The sequence below is a fragment of the Streptomyces sp. NBC_01320 genome (genome assembly GCF_035974375.1).
In the GTDB taxonomy this organism is placed as follows: Bacteria; Actinomycetota; Actinomycetes; order Streptomycetales; family Streptomycetaceae; genus Streptomyces; species Streptomyces yanii.
Genome location: NZ_CP108390.1, coordinates 11,138,058 through 11,152,455, shown reverse-complemented (window position 1 = coordinate 11,152,455; position 14,398 = coordinate 11,138,058). Strand labels below are relative to the sequence as shown.

Sequence of the window (14,398 nt, the reverse complement as noted above, 5' to 3'; positions counted from 1 at the left end):
CAGCCCCCCACCGACCCACACAAGACTTGGAGATCCCCATGCCCTACCGCAAGGGACAGCACGTGGAGTACCGGGACCAGCAGGACGAGCTTCAGCGAGGCGAGATCCGCAGCGCCGAGGGCAGCGGGGCGCAAGCTCGCTACGCCGTCCAGAACGAGGCGACCCTGCGCGAAGACAAGGTCAGCGAGAGCCAGATCGAGCGCGAGCTGTAGTAACGATCCCGCCGTCGCGGCCGCCGTTGCACCGAAAAGTGCAACGGCGGCCGCCGGATGTCCTGCGACAGCAAACGTGGAACAGTGCCACTGTGTCCATGCTCAGGTCCTCAGCCACGGCCGACTCCCGGGCGGGTATCGCGGCGGCGAGGCCGCAAGCCTGTCGCAGGACGGGACGCAGCGGCGGCAACCGGCACTCCGCAGCAGGCATAGTCGGTGTCGAGGTAATCGATGTCGGTGAATTCCACGAGCAGGCCGTTCTTGCGTCAGTTTGATGGCTGCCTCGCGGAGCGTTTCGTGTAGCAGCCTCCAGCCCTCGGCAAAGGCCACGTAGGCCGCCTTGCGCGATTCGCGAAGTGCACGAGTCCGGTCAGCGTCTATCTGAAGGCGTACGTGCCCTACCTGTGCTTCCGCCAGGATCTTGGCCTGTTGCTCTGCCTTCCGTCCGGTGATCCATGCGGATGCCGTAGCGCCGAGTGCGCCGACGGCCGCTCCGATGACTCCACCAAGAAGTCCTGCGAGTCCTGCGTCCATAGCGTGAGTCTGTGGGATGGCTGCCGACCTTTGCCAGGACGGCGCAGATTTGGGGCTGTCGGCACAGACACTCGACCGGGCAGCCGCGGAATCTGGTCATATCTGGAGTCTGCAGCCGAGTCCACTGTTCGTGGTGATCGAGCACGCCGGCCGACGGATCCGGATCTTGGGCGCCACCGTCACCCTGGCACATTCTGGGTGGCGCAGCCGCGAAGAATCTCGTCATGGACCTCGAGGACGCCGGCTGGCAGGCACGGTTCCCGATGCGGGACCGCAACGGGAGGTTTCCTGACCTGTTCGACGCCGTCCTCAACGATGCAGGCGTCGGAGTCGTCCTCGGCGACATCGAGATGCCGAGAATGAACTCCATCTGGGAGAGGTGGGTACAGATCTGCCGGTGTGGACTTCTGGATCGCATCCTGATCTGGATCCAATGCCATCTCCTCCAGGCTATAAGGGAGTTCGAACAATTCCATGACTCCCACCAGCTGCATCAGGGCATCGGCAACGCCCGCCCGCTGCACTCGTCGCCCGCGCCGACCACCGATCCGGGGCAGATCGCTTGCCCCGAGATACGGAGACGGGAGCGGCTCGGCAGCATCCTCACATGAGAACCGCCATGTCGCCTGCACTGCCCGGGTGACTCCTCCCCGCCCTGAAGGGACGGGGCTTCTCGCTATGCCTGGTTGGCGTTGCGACGGACCAGCCCGGCCCGGAGAATATTGAGTGCTCCCACTGTGTCGGCGTGCGCGGTGTGGCCGCAGGCCCGGCAGTGGAACTTCTCCTGTGTGGGCCGGTTCTCCTTCGCGGTGTGCCCACATTCGGGACACCGCCGGGAGGTGTTGCGGGGATCCACGGCCATCACTTCCCGCCCGGCACTCTCAGCCTTTGCGTTCAAGATCGCGAGGAACACCCCCCAACCGGCATCGTTGATCGAACGGTTCAGCCCGGCCTTGGCCGTGGCCCCGTTGGGCAGGAACGCGCCCGCCTGCTCGGGGTCGGGCTTGGGTGCGGGGGCCTTGCTCATGTTGCGGATCTTGAGGTCTTCGTGCGCGATGACATCGTGCGCGCGGACCAGGTCGAGGGCGGTCTTGTGTGCGTGGTCGAGCCGTTGACGCCGCACCTTGCCATGCAGGGCAGCGACCTTCTCCACCGCACGTTGGTGGTTGGCGGTGCGGTTCTTCGCCTTGCAGCGTGGGAACCGGGACAGGGCCAGTTGCGCGGCCTGGAGCCCTGCGGCGGCCCGGCGGCCATGGCGCGGGCTGGGCACGAACCGGCCGCCCGAGTCGGCGAGGAAGTTGGCGATGCCGAGGTCGATGCCGACCATGCTGCCCGTTGCCTCGAGCGGCTCGGGCCGGTCGTGTTCGGCGGTCAGCACGACGAACCACTTGCGGCCCTCACGCTTGACCGACACGGTCTTGACCTTGCCGGCCACGGGCCGGTGCTGGTTGACCTTGACATGCCCGACGCCCCGGAAGCGGACGCGGGTCACCCGGTCGTGCGGGGTGGAGTCCCACCGGACCCCGTCCCCGTCCTTCGGGAACTCCACCGTGTCGAACCAGTTCACCCCACGAAAACGCGGATATCCCGGCGTCCGGCCGGCTCTGATCCGGCGGAAGAACGCGGCGAAGGCCTTGTCCAGACGGCGCAGCGTGGCCTGCTGCGAGGAGAACGACCAACGCCCCTGACGCTCCGGATCGAACGCCCGGATCTCCTTGAGCTGGGCCGACTGCATCCCGTAGCGGATACTCGTCTTCGAGGGGTGGCGGTAGGCATCGCGGCGTTCCTGCAACGCCCCGTTGTACAGCGAGCAGTGATCGCGCAGCATCTCACCGAGCGCGACCGCCTGCCGGGCGGTGGGCCGCATCAGGAACTTGTACGCACGAATCATCCGGCCCGCCCTCCTTCGATCAGTGCGGTCAACATAGCTGGCGCCACTGACAACGCAGAGAACTCCGGCGCTCCGCGCCTCCGCGTTCGGGATCGCATTCCCGCCCGGCCCGAAGGCCGGGATTCCCTGCGAAGATCAGGGATGGCATTTTCGGCTCGCGCAGTCCGGCAGATCGGCTGCCGCGTGTGGCATGGCTCATACTTCGACATAAGGTGCACCTGTAATGAATCTGCGCTAATCAGATCAAATATGAATGAGGAGTCGATTGTCCGATGACGAAGCTACTTTTCGTGATGACTGGCGCGGCGTACTGGACGCTCAAGGACGGCACCAGGCATGCGACGGGTTACTGGGCCGAGGAGTTCGCGGCCCCGTACAAGGCGCTCACCGAGGCCGGCCACCAGATCGTGGTCGCCACCCCCAACGGGGTGGTCCCGACCGTGGACATGATGAGCCTGCGCCCCGAGATGGCCGGCAGCGCTCAGATCGCTCTCGATCTGGAGGCGGTCATTCGCTCTGCAGAGGTGATGCGGCGGCCGATCCAATTGGCGGACGCCCGCTTGGAAGATTACGACGCCGTCTACCTCCCGGGCGGCCACGGCCCCATGGAAGACCTGTGCGTCGACGCGGACGCCGGACGGTTGCTGACCGCGGCGCTCGCCGCTGGCAAGCCCCTCGCCATTGTCTGCCACGCCCCGGCCGCGATGCTGGCGACCAGGATCCAAGGCGTATCGCCCTTCGCCGGATACCGGATCACGGCGTTCACCAACGAGGAAGAGCACGCGGTCGGGTTGGGCCCGAGGGCCCGCTGGTTGTTGGAGGACGAGCTCATTGACCTGGGAGTCGAGTTCACCAAGGGCGAGATGTGGAAGCCCTATACGGTGGTTGACCGCAACCTGTTCACCGGACAGAACCCTGCCTCGGCAGCCGTCCTGGCCGAACGTCTACTCAAGGTCCTTTGAGGAGCGTCGCCGTGCTTTGCATACCGGCAGGGTCCTACCTGCGATGCGGCCTGCGCCGCTAGGCCGTGAATCGAATGTCGATCAAGGTGCTGTCCGGCTCATCGCTTCTCCTGCGGTGAGGCGAGCCAGCGATCGTCCTGAAACTCGGCCGGAACCTCGTCCGCCCATGGATCGATCCCGCAACTTTCCAGTTCTTCGAACCACCGGTCCCGTTGCGACTCGGGGAGACGCTGCCCGCACCACGGGCAGAAGACGATCCCGATCCTTGAAGTGCCCCCGTCGTGGATAAACAACCCGTACTCCTGGAACTTGGCAGTGAACCCAACCAGGGCGTCCGGACAGCTGGAGGGGTCATCGTGCCGGTCACAGTGCCAGCTCACCTGGCTCGTCATCTCTTCGCAGCAGTGGTGGGTCATGGCCCCAGTCTTTCGCGATCAGCACCCCGATCGGAAGCTGATCACGGTCCGGGATGATCACCAAGTGGGACGTGGAGACCTGACGGACGCGCAATGGGCCCGCCTGAAACCGTTGTTGCCGGTGGATAGGAAGCCGGGCCGACCGCCGATATGGACGACGCGGCAGCTGATCGACGGCATACGGTGACGTAACCGGACGGGGACGCCGTAGAGGGGATGTGCCGGAACGGTACGGCCCCTGGGGCCGGGTGTACGGCCTGTTCCGCCGTCGGCAGCGGGATGACACCTGGAAGCGGGACAGCCTGGCGGAGGGGGCGCGGCGGAAGGGTGGGGTCCGCCGCGTCGGCGGGCCCCACCCCTGCACCTGGCGGGCCGACGCTAGGCGACTCGCAGAGGCTCCCCATCCCGTGAGCGCCCGGAGTCGCATGTCCTCGGAACGCACGAGCTGACACTCCATCTGTGGCCCTCGTTGTCACGCACTTGAGGGCCGGAGCCAGGAGTGCCTTGATCCCGGTGAAGTCCGCGCCAGTCGGTGCCGAATTGATCACCCCCGGCCAGGCCACCAACACTGCTCACGGGCAGCACGGCTAGGGCTCGGCTGGACGGCGTAGGAACCACGGGCTCCGTCACGTCCCCGAGTGCCGGTCCCGATCCGGGCGGCGCCCCACGGAACCACGCCATACACGAGCCACTCCTCATACTGCCGGCCGCCGTGCGGCAAGATGGGGCCATGAGCGTAGTCAAGATCAACGTACTGACCGTCCCCGCCGAGCAGCGGGAGACGCTGGAGAAACGCTTCGCATCCCGTGCCCATGCGGTAGAGAGTTCCGACGGGTTCGAGTGGTTCGAACTCCTCCGCCCCGTCGACGGCACCGACAACTACCTAGTCTACACGCGGTGGCGTGACGAGGACTCTTTCCAAGCCTGGATGGAGGGCCCCATGAAGGCCGCCCACCAAGGCAGTGGCGCACCGAGCGACGAACATCCCAAGCCGGCGGCAAGCGGGTCCACACTGTGGTCCTTCGAGGTCGTGCAGCAAGCGGCGCCGACAAGCGCGTAGACAGGTCGTCGACTCTTCGCGCGAGGACCCACTTCGGGCCATGACGGCGGTCAGAGCACAGGACGCAGGGCGGGAGCCGGACATTGGTCTCGGTATGGCCAGGCTCCCTTCTGCTCCCCGGATACGCCGTGCCTCCGGAGCAGTGCGCTCCGGAGGCATGTCACCGAGGGAGAACCGTGGAGTTGCTGTGCCGTCAGCAGCGCTGCCAGACCTCGGTGCTCTGGTCCGAGGGCGTCGACCACAGGCTGAACACCCTGGTCCGCGCTGCCGCGGCCGCCGGGGAACGCACCTCACGCGCCGAACTACTGGCAGTACTGGTGACCGCCGTCGAGATCGCTCCCGAGTAACTGGCCGCACGACTACGGCCGCCTGCCCGGCGACGCGTTTGCAGCCGACAACGAGCGGGACGATCTTCCGCTCGTGGGTGCGCCAGGCCCGCGCTACCTAAGGGCTGTTCCGTAATCCCTGGCGGGCGCACGACAACAGCTACGGCACCTCGCCGCGTTGTCAGAACGCCCGAATACGCCCAGTATGAGGACTCTCCTCAGCCCTGCGATGCACCGCATCTGACGCCGCGCGCCGTTCCGCCAGGGATTACCGGACAGCCCTTAGCCGTCAGTGAGGCCGGTGGCGGAGTTGCTCGACGGCCTGGGCCGTCCTCTCGTCCACAGGGAGGAAGACGACCAGTTGTCGTGCGTCCGCGGACAGATCGAGCGTCTCGTGGAGCAGCTCGAGTCGGCACCCGGAGGGGTGGTTGAGCCGGAGGACTCCGCGTTGCGGAACCACATGACAGTTCAGGCGCCGTGCGAAGGCGAGGCCAGCGAGGGGCGCGAGTTCCGTGGTGAACCACTCGGAGTTGTCAACGGATGGTGCGAGCCACAGGTCGAAGGCCTGCTCGTCCGCGACATCGTCCCAGTCGGTGAAGAACGTCCGGGCACGGGCGTCGGTGAAGACGCAGCGGGTGAGGTTCGGGTTGTCGGCGTCGAGCAGTCCGGTTCCGCTCGTCACCGACTCGAACGCACTGGTGTGGGCGAGGACGTCGCCCAGCCGGTTGGTCACCATGGCGATGCCCGGTTCCAGGACGCGGAGAGTCTCCAGGACGGAAGGACGGACGTCGCGGCGCGGTGGTGCGGGCTGGGCGTGACCGGAGCATGCGCCGGCGATGATCTTCGAGAGGTAGCGCACACGGTTGCGCTCCGAGGGGTCGCGACTGAGCGCATCGGCGAGCGCGTTCACCACCGCTATCGAGGGATTGCGGTCGCGGCCCTGTTCGATGCGGGTCAGGTATTCGATGCTGATATCCGGCGCTTGCGAAGCCCCAGTGGCTTGCTTGAGCCGGATGCGGTTCACGCCGCACGTCTGGTTCTGAGGGGGCCGGAGGTCAGTAATGGTCTCCGGCTACCCGACCAGTCCCGCGACAGCGGACCTAGGGTGTCACCGATCCCCGCCGGCGCGGTGTCGGCAGGGGGGACGAGGGGTCCCCCATTCGGCCCGTAGTGGTTGCTGGTGCGCGTAGTTGGAAGTGGACTGTCAGTGCGCCTGGCGATAGTCGCGGGCGCCAAGAGGGCGGAGCACCCCCTGCCGAACGGGCGGGGACAGCCCCCCACCGAGCCACACGAGACTTGGAGATTCCCATGCCCTACCGCAAGGGACAGCACGTGGAGTACCGGGATCAGCAGGATGAGCTTCAGCGAGGCGAGATCCGGAGCGCCGAGGGCAGCGGGGCGCAAGCTCGCTACGCCGTCCAGAACGAGGCGACCATGCGCGAAGACAAGGTCAGCGAGAGCCAGATCGAGCGCGAGCTGTAGTAACGATCCCGCCGTCGCGGCCGCCGTTGCACCGAAAAGTGCAACGGCGGCCGCCGGATGTCCTGCGACAGCGAACGTTGAGCAGTGCCACCCTCCAACGCCAACCAGCGCGCGGACTGCTACGGCGGCACGGTCGCGGGCCGCATCCGGTTCGCCGTCGAGGCCGTGGCTGCGACTGTCGAGGCCGTTGGCGCGGACAAGGATCGAAGACCTCGACTTCACCACCGAGAAAGCCCGCGAGAAACACGGCCGCCGCAAACGATTCCGGCAGCTCATCTCCGGCATCCCGACCGGCAAGCTCAAAGCTCGGCTCGTCTCCATGGCCGCCGAACACGGCCTGAGCATCGTCGCGGTCGACCCCGCCTACACCAGCATGTGGGGTGGTCAGCACTGGCAGAAACCGCTGGCCACCCCCACCGAAAGATGTCCCGCCACGATGCCGCGGGTATCGCAATGGAAGCCTCGACTCGAGGGATCCGCGCCAGTCGCACAGGCGACGCCATGACCGGCGCGGATCCCTCGTGATCTCAAAGCCTCGGTGCCTGGTCGCGGGTTACGCGGGGTCGGACTCCGGGCTCATGGAACGAACTTCCAGGCGCCACAGCGAGTAGCCCCAGCCGGTTGTCCGCTTGATGCCTTGCATCCGCACGTACCGGGCGGTCACCGGATCGAAGGTGAGCTCGTCCACGCGGGCGCCGGACGGCTTGCCCCGAACCGAGGCCACCGTCTTCCAGTTGGTGGCGTCGCCGGAGACCTGGATGTCGTAGTCACGACCGGAGGCGTTCTCCCAGTCGAGCAGGACACGCTGGACGGTCTGCGGGGAGCCGAGGTCGACCTGGATCCATTCACCGTCGCGGTAGGCACTGGCCCATCGGGTCTTGCCGTCACCGTCGGTGGCGTTCTCCGGTCCCAGGCTCGCCACTTCGGTCGAGGACGCGGTGGTAGGCCGGTGCAGCGCCAGGTCCGGCACCTCGAAGACGCGCATGCTCCACAGGGCGTAACCGTTCTGCTTCTTGCCCGCCTGCGTGCCGACGAGCCGTACGTGCCGCGCCGTAACCGGATCGAACGTCAGAGTGTCTGCTCCCGCGGCTTCGCGGCCGGTACGGCTCGCGACGGTGGTCCACTTCTCGCCGTCACGTGACACCTGGACCTCGTAGTCCCGCCCGTAGTCGGGTGCCCAGTCCAGCTCGACCTTGCTGATCGCGACCGGCTTGCCGAGGTTGACCTGCAGCCATGCCTCATCTCCTGGACCACTGGCCCAGTTGGTGGTGCGCACCCCGTCGAAGGCTGCCGCCGCATCACCGGCGGAGGCGGTCGCCTCCTTGCCCAGGCTCACCTCTCCCGACGCCGACGCGGCGAGTGTCGTGGAGACCTTCGTCAGCCCGGTGCCCACGCCAAGCTTGCGGATCGTTTCGAGGAAGGCGCTGTATGGCATATCGGCCTTGGCCCCGCTCCACATCTTCTGAGCCAGCGTGCCGAACGTGGGCTCGACCAGCCCGTGCACGTCCAGCTCCGAGTAGGTGGCCTCGGTCAGGTCGTTCCACACTGCCGACATGGCTCCGAGCAACTGCGGGTCACGAGGGGCCATGCTCTGCCCGCCTGGGAAGACATTCGGTTCCCATTGGTCATAGAGGTACTTACCGTCCAGCCCGTGGCCGTGGTAGTAGCCCGCGAACGGGACGATGTAGAGCAGGGCATCGTTGGTGTTGATGAAGGAGTAGCCGTCTCGCTTGAGCGCCTGCGGCCCGTACCAGCCGTTGTTCCAGCTGTTCATGGTCACGTCGCGGTCGTAACCATCGCTGTTGGCCGCCATGACCGACAGGCTGCCCCAGGCCCGTGGCTGCTTGCCGAGCGCGCGGATGTGGGCGGCCATCTCGTTGAAGTAGACCTTGTAGCGGGGCTTGTCCACCGTGTACTCGTCGGCGCCGAAGTGCACATCGGGACTGCGGAACCAGGGCACGAACTCGTCGAACACCGACTTCATGAACGCGGTGGTCTCAGGCTTGGACAGATCGAGGTGGTCGGACTGGCCGTTGTTGAGGCCGAGCGACGGGCGGAACTGGATGAACGCCAGCGAGTGGGCGGGGGCGTCGATCTCGGGGATGATCGTGACGCCGTTTGCGGCGGCGGTGTCCTCGAAGGAGTCCCAGTCGGCGCGGTCATAGGACCCGTCCTGGGAAGCCAGCCCGGCCAGCTCGGGGTTGCCGGTCTTGAGCCGGAAGCCGGCCTGCACCTCGCTCCAGGGTTTGTCGCCCTTGAAACCGTTGTCGTTGAGGTGCAACTGCAGCTGGTTGAGTTTGAACCAGCCCATCACCCGCAGGTAGTCGCGGATGTAGTCGGCGGTGAAGAACCGCCGCCCGACGTCCAGCATGAAGCCGCGGACTTTGTAGTTGGGCCAGTCCACTGCCGTGCCCACGGGAACGGAATCGCGGCCGTCGTCGAGCAGAAGGATCTGCAGAAGGCTGCGGGTGCCATAGTAGACACCCTTCGCGGTCGGCGCGGCGATCGTCACGTTGCGATCGGTGGCCGTGAGGGTGTACCCCTCCTCGGCGAACCGGGTGCCACCCGTCGCGTCGGCGAGGGAGGGATCGATCGACAGGACGATGTCGCCGTCCTGCGGGATCCGGGGGGACACGTCCGGCTTGTGCCCTGTCACTTCTTCGATCTCGGCCGAGAGTTGCGCGGCCTGGTCGTCGAGTTCGTCGGCCTGCTTCTTGGCCAGCACGATCCGGCTGTGCTTGCGTAACTCGAACGAACCCGTTCCGCCCTCCCACTGCTGAAGAGCGGGCACCACGACGGGTCGGGGGTTGACGTCGGTGTTCGCGGGGACGGGTTCGGCGCCTGCTGACGGCACTGCCAGGAGGGGCACGAACAATCCGAGCGCTATCGCTCTGACCAGTCGAGCAGCATGTCTGTTTATGCGCACTCCAACCTCCGTTCGAGCGGAATTGAAGAAGGTATACCCGAGTTTCCAGTCGAGGTCTAGACCACTTGGTCTAGACCTCCGGGCAGCACGGCGCCCGGGTTCTCGAGGGTCAGGTCCCCGCTGGGGCCGGCCAAGATCTGGTTGTCGTGGGAGTGGACGGCTAGTCGTCGAGTCTTTCCGCGGTGGAAGCGGCTGCGAGGGAAGCCCAGCGGCGTCGTGCTCAGCTGCGTGTGGTGCACGCCTTCAGTTGGCGTATCAGGCACATGTATGCGCCGCTGGACCCGTCGCCGCTCAATCGCCTGGTGCACGAGGCTGCGCAGCATGCCCAGAGCGTGGTGCCTGAGGTGGAGGTCACCGAGTCCGTGGTGACCGGCGACGCGGTGGCGGTGCTGGAGGCTGAGTCACGGGCCGCCGACCTGGTGGTCGTCGGATCCCGGGGTTTGGGTGGGTTCATCGGCCTGCTGCTGGGATCAACGGCGGTGTCCCTGGCCGGGTGACACACGGGCAGGTCGCCCTGACCGCACGCCGCGCCTCCCGCTCCACAGGTGCCCGCGGGCCGGGAGAACGACTCCCCCGCTGGACTCACGCCTCATGCGCACCCAGACCCGGACACGGGCGTGCCCATCGCCGCGGGGCTGACCGCAGGAGCGGTCAAGTAGCCGTCCGGATTTCCGCTGGAGGTCCGAAACCGCGACATCGGACTGCACTCCCGACAGAGAATCGTTCCAGGAGCGATGAGTTCGACCTGTCCGGTCCGTCATATCCATGTCCCTTGTATCTCCGGTGACACCCACCGGCCGAAAAGGAGAAACTCATGAGCCAGAGCACCCCTCCGCCGCAGGAGCACACCTACACGCTGACCCGTGACCTGGACGCCTCCGCCTCCCAGGTCTTCGATGCCTGGACCGCCCCGGCGCAGTACGAGCAGTGGGCCGGGGCCGCACCCGGAACAGTGGAGATCGACGCGCGGCCCGGTGGGACGTGGAAAGCGGTGATGGTCACCCCCGACGGGCAACGGATTCCCCTCACCGGCTCGTACCTCGCTGTGGTGCCCGACGAGCGCCTGGTCATCGGCATGGACGTGCCCGGCAGGTCCGTACCCGCGACCATGACGCTGGTCTTCGAGGAATCGGCCGGGGCCGGAACCACCCGTGTCACGCTGTCCCAGAGCTGTGACAGCGCGCAGGAGCGCGAAATGGCCGAAGCGGGCAGCAACATGCTTCTGGACTCCCTCGGCTCCTACCTCGCCAAGGGCTGAACCCCGGCGCCATGCGGCGCCGCTCCGTAGGCGGTCGGCGGGTGTCGCCCGAAGCGCCCCGCCGGGCGTCGACCGGACTCCCGGGCCCTCGGCGGTCCGCCCGAGGTGCCGCGCACACCGTACCTGGATCCCTGGTCCGAGCACCTGGCCGAGGCGTACAAGCAGACGATGGCCGACCTCGGCGTCGTGGCGGGTATGAAGGAGGCGGAGTTCCTGACCGCGATGGAGACGCACAAGCAGACCGATCCCGGCATGGCCGCGGTGCTGTCCGCGATCAAGGCGAAGGTCAAGGGCGGCATCGGCAAGCTCCGCGAGGGCCCGCAGGGCACCGAGTATGTGGTCGGGGAGCGGTGGCCCGCGCTGGAGCGGCCGATCTGGCGCCCCGACATCCGCGCCGCGATCATCTCCACTGCCCGCGTCAACATGCACCGCAAGGCTGCTGAAGACGGCACTGGCCGCCCTGCAGGGCCCGGCTCCTGCAGGGCATCTGGTGCTCGGCGAGGACGTGCTGCTGCCGATCGCGCTGCTGTGGGACTGCGCCGTCTACCTCAGCAACGGTCCGTCCCCGCTCGACGTCCTGCCGTACACGGCCGACAGCAAGGCCGCCGCCGGCACGTTCCGCCTCAGGGTCAGCCCCGGCATGGTCAAGCACGAAGGCATCCAGGAACTGCCGTGGGCCGTCGCGATGCTCGAAGAAGGGCACAACCCCGCCCGGCACATCAAGGGCACCGACGCCGTAAACGGCGGAGAGTAGGAGCACTCGATGGGCATCCTCGACAAAGCCGCAGCGGGCACGGCGACACGCCCCATCCCCGTGTCGCTCTGCCGCTCTCGCCGCTGATCGGCCATCCGTAGGGGTCTGGCACCGAAGCTCCACGCGACCCGCTGCGGCCCCGCCGGGGGCGGTACCCCAGAAGGGATGCCACAGGATCCGGGCGGACAGGTACAGCAGGCGACGTCGTAGCAGGCGTGATTCGGCGGGTGTGGCGCAGCGAGGGCTCGGTACGTGGTGTTCCAGTCGCGCTGAGTCTGCATCAGCGGGAAGGACTACGCGGGCCCGGTTCAACCCCGGAGCGGTACTGGTTGTTTCGCGATACACAAGAAGGCCAGACTGAACGTCTGTTGTTCGCAATATCGTGCCCGTTCTACCGGCCGACCCGTCCGAGCCGCAGGTCTCGGTGGAGGAACCACGCCGTACCTGCGACGACCGCCCCGCAGACGGTGGGCACGAGCAACCACGAGAGGCCTGTCCACACGGTGGACAGACCCACGACGGCGCAGGTGGCTGCCGTGACGATGAGCAGCCACTTGCCGTACGGCCGCCAGGTGAAGAGTCCGGGGTCGCGAGGCCTGACCAGATGCATCGCACCGAACATCAGCGCCAACGCCGCCAGCAGCCCCGCGAACGTGCCGACGGCGGCTGTCATTTGGGGTTCGTCGCGAGGCGCGCCGGCGGAATTCTGCCGAACGTCCCCCTCGGCGACCACCACGACAACGCCGCGCCACACGGTACCGGTGACCCGGTCCCCCCGCTGAAGCCCGCTCAACACCGGCCCCGGGTCGCCGAACGGCACGACCATCCTCGGGAAGGGCTCCGGGCCGAGCAGGTTCGCCCGCATGTGCTTGGGGGTCTTCCGGGTGCCCTCGACGGTGAAGGTGACCTTCCGCAGGCAGTCCTCCGATCTCGGTATCACTGTGCGGGCGGGGCACGCCTCGGCTGCCTTGTACTCCCGGTACAGGGTGCGATCGGTGGGCAGCCAGGTGGTGAAGACGAAATAGCAGGTCAGTGCGGCGGCCAGGGACAGAACGATCAGCGCCGCACCCGCCAGCCGGTTCAGGCCGGCTCTCGGCGGGGGCAGCGGCGGTCCGTCCGCCCCCTGGACGGTACCGATTCTCATCGTGGTCATCCCTCGTCTCCCCCACCGAAAGGACTCCAGTCTCTTCCGGTCGCGATCAAGCAGGCAAGGAGATCCACCGGCAACCGGAGTGCACTCGTTCTTGCCGTACTCGGGCAACGTGACCCTCAGATACGCATGGGCGACCGGCGCGACACCACCGCCCGCAGGACCTGCCGCCCCTCCGTGGACGCGTCCATCGTGCGGCGCAGTCCGCCCATGCGTGGGCCGCGGGCAGCGCCAGGACGGTGATCTGGCGGCACAGTTCTACGGCGACGAGGGGCGGCATGCCCTCCATACGGCCTTCACGGGTCAGCCCTCGGTGACGTCGTAGTTGGCCACTGTGTCGACCGATAGTTGGCCATCGGGGATCCGAACTGCACGGCCGAGTCCGATTCGGGAGACCGACGTGCTTCGGCCCCCGTGCTGCTGTGCAGTGCGGGGGCCGAAGGGGTGCCGTCCTCGCTGGGGTCACTGGATTCCGGTGGCTCTGGTCACCATGCGTTGATGACCGGCGCGTCGGGTTCGTGCTGCCGCCAGGCCTCATTGAGGCGCGCGAGCCGGTCCGCGGCGGCGATGCCGCGCAGGGACGCGACCTTGCCGTCGCTGACTTCGAACGCCACGGCGCCCACGACCCGGTCGTCGACCACGGCGAGGACGGCCGGGGAGCCGTTGACCAGCGCGACGTGGATCGCGGGGGAGCCGCCGGCCAGCCGCCGCTTGGCCGGAGTGGGTTTGAAGCCGGCCCGCACGTAGGAGGCGATGCGCTCGCGCGTCTTGTACCGCAGCAGCCGCCTGGCCAGTCCGGCGCCGTCCGAGACCGCGGTCGCGTCGGCGGTGAGCATCGCCACCAGCCGTTCGGTGCGCCCCGACGTGGCGGCGGCGAGGAATTCTTCGACGATCCGGCGCGCGGACGCGGGGTCCACCTCGTCGCCGCCGCGGCGCTCGGCGGCGACCCGGCGTCGGGCCCGGTGGACATGCTGCTGGCTCGCGGACTCGGTGATGTCGAGGATCCCGGCGATCTCGGCGTGGGGGTACGAGAAAGCCTCGCGCAGGACGTAAGCAGCCCGCTCGACCGGCGAGAGGCGCTCCATGAGGGTCAGTACAGCCAAGGACACCGATTCACGCTGCTCGAAGGTATCGGCAGGGCCGAGCATCGGGTCGCCCTCGAGGAGTGGCTCGGGCAACCAGTCTCCGACAGCGCGCTCATGGCGCGCCTGCGCCGAGCGGAGCTGGTCGAGGCAGAGATTGGTGACGACCTTGGTCAGCCACGCCTCCGGCACCTCGATACGTTCCCGGTCCGTGGCCTGCCAGCGCAGGAACGCGTCCTGCACGGCGTCCTCGGCGTCGGCCGCCGAGCCGAGCAGACGGTACGCGAGCGAGGCCAGCCGGTCCCGGCTGGCCTCGAACCGATCGATGGCTGCGCTGTCCATGCG

The 14,398-nt window shown here is 67.5% G+C and carries 13 protein-coding genes and 4 pseudogenes; 11 read left to right on the top strand and 6 right to left on the bottom strand.

Translation table 11 applies throughout. The features are described from left to right. Nucleotides 1–38 precede the first annotated feature (38 nt). Entirely contained in the window at nt 39–212 is a 174-nt protein-coding gene (locus OG395_RS51210; protein ID WP_327249014.1) for a hypothetical protein, read from the top strand. A 758-nt stretch (nt 213–970) separates the two neighbouring features. Continuing rightward, complete coding sequence (locus tag OG395_RS51205) at nt 971–1,357, top strand: integrase (RefSeq protein ID WP_327249013.1); 387 nt, start codon at nt 971–973, stop codon at nt 1,355–1,357. A 65-nt stretch (nt 1,358–1,422) separates the two neighbouring features. On the opposite strand, the gene OG395_RS51200 is transcribed toward OG395_RS51205, so the two are convergent. After that, nucleotides 1,423–2,637 carry an RNA-guided endonuclease InsQ/TnpB family protein gene (locus tag OG395_RS51200; protein ID WP_327249012.1) on the bottom strand — a complete coding sequence of 405 codons (1,215 nt, stop codon included), beginning with the start codon at nt 2,635–2,637 and terminating at the stop codon, nt 1,423–1,425. Nucleotides 2,638–2,909: 272 nt separating this feature from the next. Between OG395_RS51200 and OG395_RS51195 the strand changes: the two genes are divergently transcribed. Next, nucleotides 2,910–3,599, top strand: coding sequence for a type 1 glutamine amidotransferase domain-containing protein (locus OG395_RS51195; RefSeq protein ID WP_327249011.1), 690 nt, complete (start codon nt 2,910–2,912; stop codon nt 3,597–3,599). A 98-nt stretch (nt 3,600–3,697) separates the two neighbouring features. Here OG395_RS51195 and OG395_RS58805 read toward each other — a convergent pair whose 3' ends face one another. Next, nucleotides 3,698–4,015 (bottom strand): DUF6980 family protein, encoded by a 318-nt coding sequence (locus OG395_RS58805; RefSeq protein WP_442818710.1) that lies wholly within the window; start codon nt 4,013–4,015, stop codon nt 3,698–3,700. A 730-nt stretch (nt 4,016–4,745) separates the two neighbouring features. On the opposite strand from OG395_RS58805, the gene OG395_RS51185 reads away from it, so the two are divergent. Both OG395_RS51185 and OG395_RS51180 read left to right on the top strand, forming a co-directional pair. Next, nucleotides 4,746–5,075, top strand: coding sequence for an antibiotic biosynthesis monooxygenase family protein (locus OG395_RS51185; RefSeq protein ID WP_327249010.1), 330 nt, complete (start codon nt 4,746–4,748; stop codon nt 5,073–5,075). Nucleotides 5,076–5,251: 176 nt separating this feature from the next. Further along, the gene (locus OG395_RS51180; RefSeq protein ID WP_327249009.1) at nt 5,252–5,422 is read left to right on the top strand and encodes a hypothetical protein; all 171 of its coding nucleotides are present in this window, start codon (nt 5,252–5,254) and stop codon (nt 5,420–5,422) included. Nucleotides 5,423–5,690: 268 nt separating this feature from the next. Here the strand turns inward: OG395_RS51180 and OG395_RS51175 are convergent, their stop codons facing one another. Next, nucleotides 5,691–6,425, bottom strand: a complete 735-nt coding sequence (locus OG395_RS51175; protein ID WP_327249008.1) for a helix-turn-helix transcriptional regulator — start codon at nt 6,423–6,425, stop codon at nt 5,691–5,693. A gap of 284 nt (nt 6,426–6,709) precedes the next feature. On the opposite strand from OG395_RS51175, the gene OG395_RS51170 reads away from it, so the two are divergent. The 3 genes and pseudogenes from OG395_RS51170 to OG395_RS51160 form a co-directional block, all read left to right on the top strand. Further along, nucleotides 6,710–6,883 carry a hypothetical protein gene (locus OG395_RS51170; RefSeq protein ID WP_266992672.1) on the top strand — a complete coding sequence of 58 codons (174 nt, stop codon included), beginning with the start codon at nt 6,710–6,712 and terminating at the stop codon, nt 6,881–6,883. Nucleotides 6,884–6,976: 93 nt separating this feature from the next. After that, nucleotides 6,977–7,084 (top strand): annotated as a pseudogene (locus OG395_RS51165) (alkene reductase); the annotation flags it as partial. A 1-nt stretch (nt 7,085) separates the two neighbouring features. Next, nucleotides 7,086–7,339 (top strand): annotated as a pseudogene (locus OG395_RS51160) (IS200/IS605 family accessory protein TnpB-related protein); the annotation flags it as partial. A 97-nt stretch (nt 7,340–7,436) separates the two neighbouring features. Here the strand turns inward: OG395_RS51160 and OG395_RS51155 are convergent. Then, entirely contained in the window at nt 7,437–9,737 is a 2,301-nt protein-coding gene (locus OG395_RS51155) for a discoidin domain-containing protein (protein WP_327249007.1), read from the bottom strand. A 209-nt stretch (nt 9,738–9,946) separates the two neighbouring features. Here OG395_RS51155 and OG395_RS51150 point away from each other — a divergent pair. The 3 genes and pseudogenes from OG395_RS51150 to OG395_RS51140 all read left to right on the top strand — a co-directional run. Beyond that, nucleotides 9,947–10,300, top strand: a pseudogene (locus OG395_RS51150) (universal stress protein); the annotation flags it as partial. 323 nt (nt 10,301–10,623) lie between these two features. After that, nucleotides 10,624–11,067 carry an SRPBCC family protein gene (locus OG395_RS51145; RefSeq protein ID WP_327249006.1) on the top strand — a complete coding sequence of 148 codons (444 nt, stop codon included), beginning with the start codon at nt 10,624–10,626 and terminating at the stop codon, nt 11,065–11,067. Between the two features lie 120 nt (nt 11,068–11,187). After that, nucleotides 11,188–11,821: pseudogene (locus tag OG395_RS51140) on the top strand (telomere-associated protein Tap); the annotation flags it as partial. 391 nt (nt 11,822–12,212) lie between these two features. Here the strand turns inward: OG395_RS51140 and OG395_RS51135 are convergent. Together OG395_RS51135 and OG395_RS51130 are read right to left on the bottom strand one after the other, a co-directional pair. Beyond that, a complete protein-coding gene (locus OG395_RS51135; protein WP_327249005.1) occupies nt 12,213–12,974 on the bottom strand; it encodes a hypothetical protein in 762 nt (253 codons plus the stop codon). Nucleotides 12,975–13,456: 482 nt separating this feature from the next. Next, nucleotides 13,457–14,395, bottom strand: a complete 939-nt coding sequence (locus OG395_RS51130) for a sigma-70 family RNA polymerase sigma factor (protein ID WP_327249004.1) — start codon at nt 14,393–14,395, stop codon at nt 13,457–13,459. Between the last annotated feature and the right edge of the window lie 3 nt (nt 14,396–14,398).

What these genes read in the sequence shown, in the direction of transcription:
- OG395_RS51210 (WP_327249014.1), top strand. Translation starts at nt 39, where the DNA reads ATGCCCTACCGCAAGGGACAGCACGTGGAGTACCGGGACCAGCAGGAC.
- OG395_RS51205 (WP_327249013.1), top strand. Translation starts at nt 971, where the DNA reads ATGGACCTCGAGGACGCCGGCTGGCAGGCACGGTTCCCGATGCGGGAC.
- OG395_RS51200 (WP_327249012.1), bottom strand. Translation starts at nt 2,637, where the DNA reads ATGATTCGTGCGTACAAGTTCCTGATGCGGCCCACCGCCCGGCAGGCG.
- OG395_RS51195 (WP_327249011.1), top strand. Translation starts at nt 2,910, where the DNA reads ATGACGAAGCTACTTTTCGTGATGACTGGCGCGGCGTACTGGACGCTC.
- OG395_RS58805 (WP_442818710.1), bottom strand. Translation starts at nt 4,015, where the DNA reads ATGACCCACCACTGCTGCGAAGAGATGACGAGCCAGGTGAGCTGGCAC.
- OG395_RS51185 (WP_327249010.1), top strand. Translation starts at nt 4,746, where the DNA reads ATGAGCGTAGTCAAGATCAACGTACTGACCGTCCCCGCCGAGCAGCGG.
- OG395_RS51170 (WP_266992672.1), top strand. Translation starts at nt 6,710, where the DNA reads ATGCCCTACCGCAAGGGACAGCACGTGGAGTACCGGGATCAGCAGGAT.
- OG395_RS51145 (WP_327249006.1), top strand. Translation starts at nt 10,624, where the DNA reads ATGAGCCAGAGCACCCCTCCGCCGCAGGAGCACACCTACACGCTGACC.
- OG395_RS51135 (WP_327249005.1), bottom strand. Translation starts at nt 12,974, where the DNA reads ATGACCACGATGAGAATCGGTACCGTCCAGGGGGCGGACGGACCGCCG.
- OG395_RS51130 (WP_327249004.1), bottom strand. Translation starts at nt 14,395, where the DNA reads ATGGACAGCGCAGCCATCGATCGGTTCGAGGCCAGCCGGGACCGGCTG.